Source organism: Alteromonas lipotrueae, assembly GCF_019249215.1.
In the GTDB taxonomy this organism is placed as follows: Bacteria; Pseudomonadota; Gammaproteobacteria; order Enterobacterales; family Alteromonadaceae; genus Alteromonas; species Alteromonas lipotrueae.
Window position 1 is genome coordinate 342,459 of record NZ_JAESDI010000002.1, and the last position, 13,837, is coordinate 356,295.

At 43.8% G+C, this 13,837-nt stretch carries 13 protein-coding genes and 1 pseudogene; 9 read left to right on the forward strand and 5 right to left on the reverse strand.

All coding sequences use genetic code 11. From position 1 onward, the window contains the following. Positions 1-8: 8 nt before the first annotated feature. Together JKP82_RS03215 and JKP82_RS03220 are read right to left on the reverse strand one after the other, a co-directional pair. Positions 9-1,151: an efflux RND transporter periplasmic adaptor subunit gene (locus JKP82_RS03215; protein WP_159527978.1), complete on the reverse strand. Its 1,143-nt coding sequence runs from the start codon at positions 1,149-1,151 to the stop codon at positions 9-11. 419 nt (positions 1,152-1,570) lie between these two features. Further along, the gene (locus JKP82_RS03220) at positions 1,571-2,254 is read right to left on the reverse strand and encodes a DNA-J related domain-containing protein (protein ID WP_232370550.1); all 684 of its coding nucleotides are present in this window, start codon (positions 2,252-2,254) and stop codon (positions 1,571-1,573) included. 216 nt (positions 2,255-2,470) lie between these two features. Here JKP82_RS03220 and JKP82_RS03225 point away from each other — a divergent pair, with 216 nt between their 5' ends. Beyond that, positions 2,471-3,187 carry a DUF1499 domain-containing protein gene (locus tag JKP82_RS03225; RefSeq protein WP_159527977.1) on the forward strand — a complete coding sequence of 239 codons (717 nt, stop codon included), beginning with the start codon at positions 2,471-2,473 and terminating at the stop codon, positions 3,185-3,187. Positions 3,188-3,253: 66 nt separating this feature from the next. Here JKP82_RS03225 and JKP82_RS03230 read toward each other — a convergent pair whose 3' ends face one another. Both JKP82_RS03230 and JKP82_RS03235 read right to left on the reverse strand, forming a co-directional pair. Next, a complete protein-coding gene (locus JKP82_RS03230; RefSeq protein ID WP_057794753.1) occupies positions 3,254-3,571 on the reverse strand; it encodes a DMT family transporter in 318 nt (105 codons plus the stop codon). 58 nt (positions 3,572-3,629) lie between these two features. Further along, a complete protein-coding gene (locus JKP82_RS03235) occupies positions 3,630-4,232 on the reverse strand; it encodes a LysE/ArgO family amino acid transporter (RefSeq protein WP_159527976.1) in 603 nt (200 codons plus the stop codon). Positions 4,233-4,382: 150 nt separating this feature from the next. Here JKP82_RS03235 and JKP82_RS03240 point away from each other — a divergent pair, with 150 nt between their 5' ends. The 8 genes and pseudogenes from JKP82_RS03240 (at position 4,383) to JKP82_RS03275 (ending at position 12,455) form a co-directional block, all read left to right on the forward strand. After that, positions 4,383-5,270, forward strand: a complete 888-nt coding sequence (locus JKP82_RS03240; protein ID WP_159527975.1) for an ArgP/LysG family DNA-binding transcriptional regulator — start codon at positions 4,383-4,385, stop codon at positions 5,268-5,270. Beyond that, entirely contained in the window at positions 5,267-5,860 is a 594-nt protein-coding gene (locus JKP82_RS03245; RefSeq protein ID WP_159527974.1) for a class I SAM-dependent methyltransferase, read from the forward strand. Before JKP82_RS03240 ends, JKP82_RS03245 begins: the two co-directional genes overlap by 4 nt. Positions 5,861-5,970: 110 nt before the next feature. Next, positions 5,971-7,893 carry a tetratricopeptide repeat-containing diguanylate cyclase gene (locus JKP82_RS03250; protein ID WP_159527973.1) on the forward strand — a complete coding sequence of 641 codons (1,923 nt, stop codon included), beginning with the start codon at positions 5,971-5,973 and terminating at the stop codon, positions 7,891-7,893. 73 nt (positions 7,894-7,966) lie between these two features. After that, positions 7,967-8,920 (forward strand): annotated as a pseudogene (locus JKP82_RS03255) (DUF3034 family protein). 10 nt (positions 8,921-8,930) lie between these two features. After that, complete coding sequence (locus JKP82_RS03260) at positions 8,931-9,398, forward strand: group I truncated hemoglobin (protein WP_258544322.1); 468 nt, start codon at positions 8,931-8,933, stop codon at positions 9,396-9,398. A gap of 180 nt (positions 9,399-9,578) precedes the next feature. Then, complete coding sequence (locus tag JKP82_RS03265) at positions 9,579-10,727, forward strand: HNH endonuclease (protein WP_159527970.1); 1,149 nt, start codon at positions 9,579-9,581, stop codon at positions 10,725-10,727. 110 nt (positions 10,728-10,837) lie between these two features. Next, entirely contained in the window at positions 10,838-11,437 is a 600-nt protein-coding gene (locus tag JKP82_RS03270) for an outer membrane beta-barrel protein (protein ID WP_126872667.1), read from the forward strand. 184 nt (positions 11,438-11,621) lie between these two features. Further along, on the forward strand, positions 11,622-12,455 hold the full coding sequence (locus tag JKP82_RS03275; protein ID WP_057794772.1) for a mechanosensitive ion channel family protein: 834 nt from the start codon (positions 11,622-11,624) through the stop codon (positions 12,453-12,455). 118 nt (positions 12,456-12,573) lie between these two features. Here the strand turns inward: JKP82_RS03275 and JKP82_RS03280 are convergent, their stop codons facing one another. Beyond that, complete coding sequence (locus JKP82_RS03280) at positions 12,574-13,755, reverse strand: BaiN/RdsA family NAD(P)/FAD-dependent oxidoreductase (RefSeq protein WP_159527968.1); 1,182 nt, start codon at positions 13,753-13,755, stop codon at positions 12,574-12,576. Positions 13,756-13,837: the final 82 nt, after the last annotated feature.

Here is a 13,837-nt window from a genome sequence, read left to right on the forward strand (position 1 = left end):
ATCCTATCTTAACGTGAGCCGCGTGACGTTGTCTGCCACTCGCTGGTGTTTACTTTACTGCCAGGTTTCACTTTTTGGTAACCAGAAACAATAAGTCTATCGCCTTCTTTAATACCCGAAGTGGCAATATATTGGTCTTTGTAGATGTCGCTAGTTTTTAGTGCTCGAGCCTCTACTTCGTCATTACTGTTCACCACATATACTGACAATGAACCGTCTTGTTGACGCATAGTGGCGCGCTGAGGCACCAATAACGCTTGTTCGGTACCAGTAATAACATGGCCTTTCACGAATAAACCGGGTAACAACAACCCATCTGGGTTTGGCATTTCGGCGCGAAGCGCTACTGAACCGGTACTTTCATCTACGGTAACTTCTGAAAACTTCACGCTACCTGTGTGTTCGTATTTTTTACCTGTGGCTTCATCCAGTGTTAGCTCAACAGGCATAGAGCCTTGTTCTTGCATGGCTTGACGAAGGGTAAGTATGGCCCGACCCGACTCCTGCATATCAATAAAGATAGGGTTTAACTGCGTAATAGTGGCAAGTTGCTGCGTTTGGTTTGTGGTCGCTAGCGTACCTTCCGTCACAAACGAGCGACTGATACGGCCGCTAATTGGCGCATACACCTTGGTATAGCCTAAGTTCACTCGTGCTAAATCTACCGCCGCTTCAGCAACGCTAATCGCTGCTTGTGCTTGTTCCTTTTGCGCGATGACATCGTCGTATTCTTGGCGACTGATGGCATTCTGTTTAATTAGATCATCATAGCGGCGGGCTTTGGCTTCTAAGGTTTTTAAATTCGCTTCGGCACTTTTAACATCAGCAATGGTGCTGTTTAATTGAGCACGATAACGCGCATCATCGATTTGATAAAGTTGCTGGCCTTTTTCAACCTGTGCACCTTCTTCAAACAAACGCTCTGTAATCACCCCATCAACCTGAGGACGTACTTGCGATTGGCGAGACGGCGTAACCCTTCCAGGAAGGATCATTTCATGGGTTACCGCTTGGCGTGCAATAGTAAGCACTGACACGGACTGTGGCGGCATGGCTTGCTGCCCTGCACCCGCCTGTTCAGACTCAGACGAACACCCAATCGCACCTACCAACAAAGCTAGGGTAGTGATGACATAAAAAACGCGTTTCATAATAATTTCTCGAAATTAAAAACTAACGATTACCGGCAAACGAGAGCGTTTAACCGGTAAACTTAAATTTTGGGCCTGTATTAACTTTGGTAACTTCCATACGCCGAGTTATAAATACCTTGCCATTACTCAGCCCGATCACATCAACTGGACGAATGAGATCGTATGCTTCAAATGCAGCGTGAACTTGCAGTAAAGCAACAATTTACTGTGACGAAAGGGTTACTCATCGGCCAGTATGAATAATGGGTCACCATATTCATGACATATCTGACACAAGTTTTATATTGTGTGCGCTTATACTAAAGATTAAAAGTAAAGGGAGTTGAAGGCGCTGATCTTATCGGTCAGTTGCAGTATTTTTATACTACAGTGCTGACCTAAGGGTGTAAAACACGCTTTTCATTCAACTTTTGGCATTAGAGCCCGTAATACCGCAATAAAGCTTGGTACGCCGAAATAACATTTTGCGCTGCTTCGTGGCTGCCCCCTTTGTCTGGGTGCACTGTTGCTAACTGCTTTCTGTAGTGTCTCTTAAGTGTTATTAACGTGATGGGTATGGCCTCATCTAAATTGAGTAACGTGTGACATTGCGCAATACGCTCTTTGGAATCAAAAATGGACTCAGCCCCCAGCATTCGCTGCCAAAAGCCATTCAATAAGGCGTCTACATCGGCTTCGCCAGTACTGGCCAAGTTTTGCCAGTTAAGGTAGTACTCTGCTAGCGGATCGTTTTTATCTAATGGAGTAGTGTTACTCACAAAGTCGTCTTGTCTGCTAGCTTTCAAGGGCAGTAGAACTATGCGTGTAGTATGAATATCTAGCTCGCCCACCAGAGCATCACGCCAGAGGTTTCTAAGTAAATATAGGGCATGAAACAAGATGAAGTGGGTATTAAACAAAGCGAGGGAATCGCGCAGCGCGTTGTCATTAAACAACTGATAGGGTGGCGACTTAAGTTGCGAAATTAGCGCATACTCTGTCATCCCTTCTTCAAACTCTGCTTTTTTTGTGGAAAGTATGTCTAACAACACTTCCACTTTCTGCGCATTCGTCGCGTTAAAAGAAGGTATTTCTTGGGCATTCCCCATGGTAAACCTCATGTTCGTATCAGCTTATAGCATAGCAGAGGTTGCTTAATTCCCCTTACCTAAAAGCGCGCCAGGGCTTCTTACACCTTCGTCATTTCACTGCTGGATATGATTTTTGTAACGCATCGAAAACCTTGCCCACAAATTTAGTGGAAAATTTGAACCAAAAGGGCCAAATGACTGTTAAAGTTATGTTATACAAAGCAACAATAATAACTAGGAGCTCCCTTGAAAGCACTCATTGCACTGACCAGCATTATTGGATTTTTAATGGTGGTATTACCGGGCCCGCTATATCAATACGCAGGCGTTGATTTAGGCACCGCATTTACCTCTCTGCGCTACGGCGTATACGTGGGTGGCGCAGCCATTATACTTATCATTCTACAAGTACTAATAAAACGTAAAAGCGTCAGCTGGGGCAGTACGTTTGTTTTCGCTATATTAGCGTTAATTGCCGTCGCCATGCCTGTTAGCATGATGGGCAAAGCCAGTACCGTACCGCCTATTCACGATATTACTACCGATGTGACCAACCCTCCGGCGTTTGTGGCTATTGCGCCGCTACGTGAAAATGCGCCCAACCCTATTACTTACGAGGGTGGTGAGGTAACACGCCAGCAAATAGATGCTTACCCTGAAATTAGAACCCAATTATTGGCGCAGAGTATTGATGAAGTCTTTGCAGCTAGTGAACAAACTATTGACGCACTAGGCTGGGAGCGTGTGTCTGATGGCGCATTGCCCTATACATTAGAAGCGACTGACATCACCCAATGGTTTGGATTTAAGGATGATGTGGTTATTCGCCTAAAAGCCAAAGACGATAACACCCTTGTAGATATCCGCAGTAAATCTCGGGTCGGAAAAAGCGATTTAGGTAAAAACGCCGAACGCATTGATATCTTTTTAACTGAACTTCGCGCTCAGTTAAACGCTAACTAATACCCACAGTTAGACAATAAACAAAAAGCTCAGGAAATACCTGAGCTTTTTTATACGCCACATTTTTTAGTGGGCTAATTTCAATACCACAACGCCTGCCACGATTAAGGCTGCGCCAAAGTAGCGTGCGATAGAAGTAGGATCGCCATAAAAAACAACCCCAACTAAAAACGTACCCGCCGCACCTATGCCAGTCCACACGGCGTATGCGGTACCTATAGGAATATTTTTTTGCGCCATCCACAAACAAAAACCACTGGCCGCCATAAACCCTATCGCTAACAGTATACCCATCACGCGGGTTTCAGCTTCTTGGGACAGCTTTAACCCCACCGGCCATCCTATTTCTAATAAGCCAGCCACAATCAAATAAACCCAGCTCATTTACCTCTCCTTGTTGCCATTGGCTGTTCATCGAACAACGTTCACTATTGACCTTTTACTACAAGCTAGCCAATTGAATGCTTACCGCCCCTAGTACGGCTGCGTTCAAGCGGTTGAACCAACGCCAAAACGACGGGCGCTGCATATAGTGCGCGAATTTAGCGGTGAGGGTACTTAGCCCAACAAACCATATGATAGATGCCCAAATTGCACCGAAGACAAACCACCATTTATCCAGTTGCCACTGGCTGGCTAAATTCCCCATCAATAACAGCGTATCTAAGTAAAAATGAGGATTCAACCACGTTACCGCCATAGCAATCAGGAACGCACGCTTAAACGACGTTTGCTTCTTTGACATTTCAAGCACTAGCGCATCTTCAGCCATAGAAGCCTTAAGCTTGTTAAATGCAAACCATAAAAGAAAGGCAACGCCGGCCCACTTAGTGACTGATACCAACAATGGATATTGTTGTAGCAGTAACCCGAACCCCATTGCGCCTAAACTTATAGAAATGGCATCGCTCACTATAAACAGCAGTACGAACAACCCTGTCCATTGACGTTTCAAAGACTGTTCGATTAAAAAACTATTTTGTGCACCAACGGCAATTATTAGGGTGCCGCCCATCACAAAACCACTCAACGCTGCCGCAAACATGAACTAAACCCCAAAAATTGAAATGAATGAATAAGAGGCGTTGATTTTAGCTACCCTTTTGAACTAAATTAAATTAATAATTTTTCTTTGATATTAATTTAATTAATAGCCTTAAAGATATCTATTTTAAAAAGAGTACCCGCTTTCATCATGCTTGATTATGCTGCCCTACACAGTTTTCGCGAAGTGCTTCGTTACGGCAGTTTTGAGCGCGGCGCACAAGCGCTCAACCTAACTCAGTCGGCAGTATCACAAAAGATAAAGCGACTAGAACAACAAGTGGGCGGGCCGGTTTTAGTGCGTATGAAACCGTTAAAAGCCACGCCACTTGGTGAACAACTCTTGTCTCACGTGCAAAAAGTAAGTGTGTTAGAAGAGCAGTTAACCACACGTAGCGGGGCGGCGGATCAGGTTTCGCCACTAAGTGTGGCCGTAAACAACGATGTGTTGGCTACCTGGTTTACTGAGGTGATGGCAAGATTTAGCGAAATGCGCGCTAACCCCGTACATATTTATAATGCCGATCAAACCCAAACCCGCACTCTGTTGCAGCAGGGTAAAGTCATGGCCTGCATTAGCCAAACAGGCACTCCTATTACCGGAGGACAATCAGTAAGGCTGGGTACCATGAATTATCAACTCTACGCATCACCTAGCTTTATTCAACGTTATCTTCAAAATGACGTAAGCCCCGAGCGGGTAATGGGCACACCGGGCTTACTTTATGACGAATTTGATGCCACCCTACTCACCGATTACCAGCGTGAATGTTTAGACTTTGCGCCATCGCTAACCACATGCCATTGGTATCCGTCGTCTCATGGGTTTGCAAAAATGGCCATAGAAGGCGTAGCGTGGGCGTTATTGCCAACATTACAAGTTAAGCAAGAAGTCGCATCGAGCCAGCTCATCTCGCTATTTCCTAGCAAACAATTAGGCGTGCCCTTGTTTTGGCATTGGACAGAGCAGGCGTCAAATGCCCTTGGCGATTTTAGCCAAGTGGTTAAACTCATTTCAAAAGAACAGCTAAAACCATGAAGTACAATAAACACATCGCGTTTTACCATCAGCATGCTTCAAAACTTGCTTCACAATACACTAGCGTGACATTTGAGAGTGTACATGGCGATTGGTTGTCACATATACCGTCGCTAACCCATACCAATATATTAGACATAGGTGCGGGGGCAGGCAGAGACGCAAAAGCGTTGGCCGATATGGGAAATCACGTTACCGCTATTGAGCCTGCAAGCGCGTTAATGCAGTCGGGCATTGCCTTCACGGGAGAGTCCGTGACGTGGATTAAAGATACCCTGCCCTTGCTGACATCTCAGAAGAAACAACACTATGGGTTAATTTTAATTAGTGCTGTTTGGATGCACTTGACCCACGTTCAGCAACAACAAAGCTTACAACGATGCAGCCAATTGCTTGTTGCCGAAGGGCACTTAGTGATTACCTTACGACACGGTGAATTTGATGACGAGCGTGTGGCAAATCCGCTGAACGAAAGTGATACCATCGAGTTCGCAAAATCCTGTGGCTTAACCTTAATCCATAACTTCGCCTCAAGCGACAAACTGCACCGCCAAGAGGTAAGTTGGCAAACCTTAGTCTTTACAAAATAAGCAGAAATGTCGCTTCACTCGGAGCACTTTTCATACTAACCTAGTGCTTGTTTGCAGGTTAATTTAGCGCAGTTAATTGAGCAAGGTTGTAGCCATTCGGAGGGCTTTTTGTGGCTGTAGTACATAGACGTACCTGTTTATTGATACTTTTCGCCGCTTTGGGGTTGCTGGTTAGCCTTTCTATTCCTGTGTCCGCCACTACTTCTGCGTCCGTTTCTGACACTACACTAGGCACAATTAGTGAGAATGCATTGCCTCATTTTGAAGAGGCTATTTTTCTACACCCTCAACAAACCTATCGCAAATTAGCCACGTTAGCACAATCAAATAACTTCAGCGATGAAGGCAAAGTTTGGCTTTTGTTGCGAAAAGCGCAGTCCGAAAGCGTATTAGCCCTTTACAAAGAAATGGACGCCACCCTTGTTGCTGTCGCACCGTTTGCCGATGTAATGACGAACGAGCAAAATGCGCTGTGGTATTATTTAAGGGGAAGCAGATTGCACCTTAAGGGCAATATTTCAGGCGCTATCGACGCACTGAAATATGCTGTTGAAGTCGCCAAAGAGGATACGAACAGTACGGTTTACGTGCTCGCCATTAGAGAATTAGGTTACGTATTTGCACTTTCTGGCGACTACTACCGCGCCACCCTTATACTGCAAGATGCTTATAAAAATCTCGTTATTTTAAACAACCAATTTTTTAATGGGTTGTTAGAAGAGAGTTTAGGCGACACCTACAACTACTTAGGCAATTACACAAAAGCCATTGAATATTACGAAGGCGCCCTTGTCTTCTTCGAGTCAATTGGCTACCAACCCCTTGTGGCCAGTACCTTGTTGGGGTTAGCCATTGTTAACCGGAAACTAGAGAATTGGAATGATGCACTTTCCTACTTCGACCGTTACGAAATAGCGCTGGATTTTTCTAGTGAGCACGGTGAAAAGTTCTACCTGCATTATGGCCGCGCCATGACATTGGCAGAAAAAGGAGAGTGCAACGTTGCTATTAGTGCCATAGATAATGCGCTGAGCTTATCGGGGCCCATCGATTACTACGCAGAACTTTATAAAAAAAGGGCCTTATGCAATCTAGCTCTTGATAACTTAGCCGCGGCAAAACAAGATTTATCGAAAGCGCGCACTATCTTTAACGGTTTAAAAGCGTTGCACAATACCCAGTGGCACTTAGAGCTTGATTACATTGCTGGTTTAGTCGCATTTAAAGACCATCGCTTTGAACAGGCATTTGAACTTATTCATAGGTATTACAAAGACTTTCTTGAATTGCAGCGTTTAAACAATTCAGAGTATGTCACCCAAGTACAAGCCACAATGGAAGCCGAGCGTAAAGACAAAGAAATTGCACTGTTAAGGCAACAAACACAACTTCAAGCGGCAACAGCAAGGGAGCAATCGCTTAAAGTACGGCAGAAAAATATGATGCTAGTAGGCGTAGTAGTAATCTTTGCTTTGTTACTTATTTTTGTGGTTTTCCAATACAAAAACTCAAGAAAGCTACTAGCCCTTTCTATTCGAGACGATCTTACTGGCTTACACAATCGGCGTTACTTCTTTGATTATTTTGAGCATAATCTAGTTAATTTAAGCCCTAATCACGTGGGGTTGGCGCTTATTTCTTTCGACATTGATAACTTCAAACACATTAACGACAACCTTGGTCATCACGTAGGCGATGAAGTCATTAAAACCGTGGCACAAACTGCGGCAAACACGCTACGTACGAATGACGTTATTGCACGTATTGGGGGAGACGAGTTTATTATCGCCCTTCCCCGCACCACACTTTTGCAAGCCAAAGAAATAGCCAAGCGAATCCTTGAAAATATCAGAAGTCACCGGTTTACCACTAAAGAAGGCGCAGATTTTAGTGTAACGGCGAGTTTGGGCGTGGCATATCATCATCAAAATAAGCTTATTGCCTTAGATGTGAAATCATTAATGGAGTCTGCCGACACAGCGCTATACCAATCTAAGCGTGCTGGCAAAAATCGCTTTACGGTGGCAGCTTAGGAAAATCGCGGGTAAGGCTTTATTTCTGGCAAAACTTACCTATTATTTGGGTAAGCTTCAAGAAAGGGAATTTATGATCAAAGCGAAGTTATTTTTTCTAAGCTTCTGTTTATTTTCATTTTTCAGCGGTGCAAACACGGGCTCTCGCCTAACTGCAACGGGCGGCATTACTGGGTTTGAAGGTACCGCTGGTGGTGGTATCACGCCTTGGGCCTTTATTAGCGGCTATGGCAGTAAAGAAGAAATTAACGGTACCGCGAATGTTCAATACCTTCATTTAAACGACTACACCTTAACCACCTTTGGTGCCAGCCTTGGCATTTACGATCGCGTTGAATTAAGCGTACAACGCCAAAGCCTAGATATTTCATCCGGCATTACCAGCAATGTTTTCAGCTTACTCACCGATGGGGCAATTAGCGCCGCACAATCTACCCGTATCGACATGGATATTGTGTCTGCAAAAGTGAAAATATTGGGTGATGGCGTTTTTAATCAACGCACTTGGGTACCCCAGGTGGCTGTTGGCGCACAATATAAAAAACACCGAGATTTTGATACCACGCTTCTATTGCCCGATGGCACCGGCCCACTTCCTAATCAAGGTGTTGCACGCATACTTGGGGCGAAAGATGATAGCGGTACTGACTTTTTTGTTTCTGCAACCAAGCTTTATTTAGGCCATATTAGCGGTTTTAATTTATTGACCAATCTGACCGCCCGCTATACCAAAGCAAATACCTTTGGCTTACTTGGTTTTGCTAGTGAAAATGACGATAGTTATAAACTGGAGTGGTAAGGCTCTTTGGCGCTGCTAACCAGCCCGTCAACCGTAGTCGGTGTTGAGCTTAGAACGCAAACCAATCGCCTAGGCGGGTTAGCACAAGAAGATACGGTAACCGACGCCTTCATTGCTTATTTTCCCAATAAGTCATTTTCTCTCACCGCAGCTTATGTAGATTTAGGCAACTTGCCTATGCAGTCTAGCTCGACAGGCTTCTACCTAACTGCCACTGCTAATTTTTAAGTTGGTGATGATGAGTACCTATTTACATAAAACAAGAATAACGACAGCCGTAATTGCGCTACTTTTTACTCTGTTAGGCGGCATCAGTGGGTGTTCCAGCACGCAAACTGCCAAGCAAAATTCTACCAGACTGTACGATGAAATCGGTGGCAATAAAACCCTTAATACTGTGTTTGGTGTTGCCATTAATCGCATCTATAAAGACCCTGTTATAGGGCATTACTTTAATGGTGTTCCAAAAAGTCATTTACGCAAACAACTGGTATTACAAACGTGCGAGCTTATTGGCGGCCCTTGTGTTTACGAAGGCAAGGCCATGCTAGAGACCCATAAAGACTTAAATATTAAAGAGCGAGAATTTTACATTTTAGTGGAGTATGTTCAGGGCGCTATGCGAGATGTAGGGCTAACTTATCAGCAAGAAAATCAAATTCTGCAAAAACTAGCACCAATCAAATACGAAACTATTTACCTGTAGTTTGTGGGGGCATCTAGCGGTATATCCGCAGTATGTTTAGCACAGCTAGGCATATGCGCTGAAACTATCTCGCCTTTCGTGTAAAAACCTGCCAAGTTCAAGGACAGCTGTATTAGACATTCGTATTTTTAAAGGTAAAAGTGCTAAGGTTAGTCTGTGAGTTATCAATAGGATACATGGATGAGCCTACAGCTATATATAGATAAACTTTCCAACCTTCGCGCTGCCCGTGCTAACGGCCGGGCTAGGCCTCACAAAATATGTATGATGTTGGCTGTGGCAGATTTAATCGAAAATGGTCACATATCCACCAATAAGATTAACTACGATAACGAACTTAAATCTCGATTTACCTTTTATTTTGACCAGCTAAAACAGGGCAATGATGCTAACAGCCCATTTTTACCTTTTCATCATTTGGAAAGTGAGAAGTATTGGCACCTCGCATTTCGCTCTGATAGAGACGAAAAGAACTACAGATTAAAAAGCGCATCAGCCGCTAGGGTTGAAAAGTACGTCTATCATGCTTACCTCGATGTCCAGTTGTTTGAATATCTACGATCACAAAACTCCGCGATACACTTACGAGCAGCACTTAGCACTAATATTGATCAACTAGAAGAACAATTTGGCCGCTGGATGAAGCTTCAAGGCAAATCAGATAAAACGATAAAAAATTACATCGGTGCAATGAAATCCTCCCTATCAAATTGGGCAAACGATGCACACATCACTAATAAAAGTCTAATTAGCGTTGCCTCTTATTTCGAATACAAAACTATAACCACCAAGCTTCGGGAGCTGAACGAATTTAAAGCGAACGACAAACGTGGAAAGGGAATGTACTCGGCTGCACTAAACGCATACAGTGCTTTTTTAGAAGATGTTACCCAAGTAGAAACCCAATTCGATATTGAAGAAATTCTGGCACAACCAAATATTTCAAATACAACTAAGGCAACATTGGTAAATACACGGTTAGGTCAAGGTGGATTTAGGCAGGAGCTCATTTGTCTGTGGGGAGGCTGTTCAATTACTAATTACCAAAATACTGATTTTTTAATCGCTTCACACATTAAACCCTGGAAAGAGGCAAGCAACAGTGAACGCCTTGATAAATATAACGGCTTACTTCTTTTAGCAAACTTAGATAAAGCATTCGATAGAGGTTACATAAGCTTTCTAGATACGGGCAAAATTGTCATATCAGAAAAGTTAGCGGAACCAGAAGTGTTAGGTATCAATTCTAAAATGCGAGTTTCGCTTCAACGCTTCCACCAAGAGTACCTTGCGTTTCATAGAGAACAAGTTTTTCGCTATTCAGCATAAGTGAAAACATCTTCTTTTTACCTGAATATTGATTAACTTAGCGTTCATTTTTCGTTCATCTCCCATCCCCTATTCTTCTTATTAGTTCCCCAACCTAATAAGGATATTCAATGTATAAACTTCTTATCGCTCCAACCTGTTTTTTAGCAGCAAGTGCTGTATTTGCGGCTGACAAACCCATTATTAATGCTCCTTCATACGACTTTGCACAGGTTTCATTGGTGCAAACGGAATTCGCCGATTTAGATATGTTTACTCCGAAAGGCTTTGAGTTTAAGGCAAGTAAAGTACTTGGAATGAACGTTTTTGGTGAAGCCACATACTTTATGGCTGATGACAAAACCCAAGGGGTAAACATGGATGTCGACCGCTGGAAAGTGGCAGTTGGCTATATTCACCATTTTTCAAATCGCACAGTACTGGACGGTAAAGTCGGCTATGGTGAAATTGATATTAAAATAAACGACAGTGACAATGCCGTTTCAGCCGGAACCGAGTACTTTACCGGTGAAGCCAATATTCGACATATGATAACAAGCAATGTGGAAGTCTATGGCGGATTAGAATGGCAAAAATGGGATGAAGGTTCTGATCAAAAAGCCTATAAGTTAGGCACACAATACCGTTGGGATTCGATAGCAGTTGGCGGTGAATATACTAAATTCTCCGATTCCGAGGTGTTTGCTGCCTTTGTTCGCTACACCTTTTAAAAACGTTTAATTATCTGATTAATCAAAATAAAGTAGTGAAATCCTTGTGTATTTCGCTGCTTTATTTTCACAGCTTCATACTATTGATGAATACCTTTAATGTGGTTTATGGCCTATAACATAGCGGCTTGAAGCACCCTTACGAATCATTAAAGAATAATCAATCGTTATGAGGAATTTGAACATGGAAGAATTTATTGCATCACTTGATGTTGATCAGTATCTCCCTGGCGCACTAGCGTGGGCCACCAATATACTACTTGCGTTACTTATATTAATTATAGGCATGTGGGTAGCAGGTAAAGCATACAAAGGCATGGTTGCACTAGCCGGTCGATACCCCCAATTAGACGACACCCTATTTAAGTTTTTTGGTAGCGTAATACGCTACACCATCTTAGCTTTCGTGGGCATAGCAGTACTTAACCGTTTTGGTGTACAAACCGCATCTATCATTGCATTGCTGGGTGCCGCAGGGCTTGCCGTAGGCTTAGCACTGCAAGGCACACTGTCTAACTTAGCCGCTGGCGTTATGCTACTTATCTTCCGCCCTTACAAAGTAGATGACTTTGTAGAAGCAGCAGGTAAGTTTGGTAAAGTGACCGAAATAGATATGTTCACTACCATTTTGCAAACCTTCGATAACCAACACATTATCATTCCAAATAGCCAAATTTGGGGCGAGCAAATTACCAACCATTCACACCATGAAATTCGCGGTGTAGATATGACCTTTGGTGTTGCTTATGGTGAAAGTATTGATGCCGCACGTGCCGTTATCGACAAAGTACTTGCTGAACACCCGCATGTACTTAAAGAACCTGCGCCGTTTGTTGAAGTAGAAACCTTAAACAACAGCTCGGTAGACTTCATTGTACGTCCGTTCTGTGAAGGTCAGCACTACTTCGATATTCGTTACTCAGTGCCTGAGCAAATTAAGAAAGGGCTTGATGAAGCGAACATTGAAATTCCATTCCCACATCGTAAAGTTATTTTGGTTAATGAGACCAATCAATAACAAGTCTTGATGTGAAATAGGTAAGTAGATACGCAGATAAGTAGAAAGTAACTAAAAGCGACTGTTCAATGTCATTGAACAGTCGCTTTTTTGTATGCGGTTTTGACTTTATTTGCGCCTAAACCACCTGCCCGGCTGCCCAGCCGCTGCTCCACGCCCACTGAAAATTAAAGCCTCCTAGCCAACCGGTTACGTCTACCACTTCGCCTATAAAATAAAGGCCTTCTACGTTTTTAGCCATCATGGTTTTAGACGATAGCTCATCGGTGTTTACACCACCAATAGTAACTTCGGCGGTTCTGTAACCCTCGGTGCCGTTAGGTTTTATTTGCCAGTTTTCTAGCGTATTAGCAATAGCCTCGCATTCGCTGTGGCTCAATTGTTTTACCGGTACGTTGCGCCATTGATGATATTCAATAAAGCTTTGTACCATGCGTTTGGGGAACACTTTGTTTAAACAGGTTGCCAGTAAGGCATCTGGCGTGTCGGTGCGCGCCGTATTAATAAGCGCCTGCGCATCTTCGGTAGGTAGCGTATTAATGCTTAACGCCTCGCCTGCTTCCCAAAAGCTTGAGATTTGTAGCATGGCTGGGCCGCTTAGGCCGCGATGCGTAAACAGCATAGCTTCACGGAATGAGGTGTCGTTGCATTGTGCATTTACGTCTATGGCAATGCCGCTTAGCTCGGCTAATACGTCTTTGTCTTTATCTTGCAGGGTGAAAGGTACTAGTGCTGCGCGAGTGGGTAGCACGTTTAAGCCAAACTGCTCTGCCACTTTGTAGCCAAACGGTGTTGCGCCTAGCTTCGGCATGCTTAAGCCGCCGGTGGCGATAACTAGCGACTCACATTGGTATTCACCCAAAGAAGTGTTTAGCGTGTAACCTGATTCGGTTTTCTCAACGCTTATAATGTCGCAGCGTGTGGTAATAGTTACCCCCGCTTTATCACACTCTTTTAGCAGAAGTTCTACAATATCTTTGGCGCTGTCGTCGCAAAATAGCTGGCCTAGGGTTTTCTCATGGTATGCAATGCCGTGCTCGGCTACCAATCCAATAAAATCCCATTGGGTGTAGCGGCTTAATGCCGACTTACAAAAGTGTGGGTTTTGCGATAGAAAGTTTTCCGGGCCAGCGTACATATTGGTGAAGTTACAGCGTCCGCCTCCAGACATAAGAATTTTACGACCTACTTTTTTGGCGTGATCGAGCACTTCTACACTGCGCCCACGGGCACCGGCTTGCGCTGCACAAAACAGCCCTGCTGCACCAGCACCAATCACAATTACATCACGCTGTTTCACACTACTCACCTTTAATTGCTGTACCTGACTTGGAATATCGTACTAATTACCCTAACTGTCTAATAATAAGGCATGGGGCAAA

What these genes read in the sequence shown, in the direction of transcription:
- JKP82_RS03245 (WP_159527974.1), top strand. Translation starts at nt 5,267, where the DNA reads ATGAAGTACAATAAACACATCGCGTTTTACCATCAGCATGCTTCAAAA.
- JKP82_RS03270 (WP_126872667.1), top strand. Translation starts at nt 10,838, where the DNA reads ATGTATAAACTTCTTATCGCTCCAACCTGTTTTTTAGCAGCAAGTGCT.
- JKP82_RS03260 (WP_258544322.1), top strand. Translation starts at nt 8,931, where the DNA reads ATGAGTACCTATTTACATAAAACAAGAATAACGACAGCCGTAATTGCG.
- JKP82_RS03230 (WP_057794753.1), bottom strand. Translation starts at nt 3,571, where the DNA reads ATGAGCTGGGTTTATTTGATTGTGGCTGGCTTATTAGAAATAGGATGG.
- JKP82_RS03220 (WP_232370550.1), bottom strand. Translation starts at nt 2,254, where the DNA reads ATGAGGTTTACCATGGGGAATGCCCAAGAAATACCTTCTTTTAACGCG.
- JKP82_RS03215 (WP_159527978.1), bottom strand. Translation starts at nt 1,151, where the DNA reads ATGAAACGCGTTTTTTATGTCATCACTACCCTAGCTTTGTTGGTAGGT.
- JKP82_RS03275 (WP_057794772.1), top strand. Translation starts at nt 11,622, where the DNA reads ATGGAAGAATTTATTGCATCACTTGATGTTGATCAGTATCTCCCTGGC.
- JKP82_RS03240 (WP_159527975.1), top strand. Translation starts at nt 4,383, where the DNA reads ATGCTTGATTATGCTGCCCTACACAGTTTTCGCGAAGTGCTTCGTTAC.
- JKP82_RS03235 (WP_159527976.1), bottom strand. Translation starts at nt 4,232, where the DNA reads ATGTTTGCGGCAGCGTTGAGTGGTTTTGTGATGGGCGGCACCCTAATA.
- JKP82_RS03265 (WP_159527970.1), top strand. Translation starts at nt 9,579, where the DNA reads ATGAGCCTACAGCTATATATAGATAAACTTTCCAACCTTCGCGCTGCC.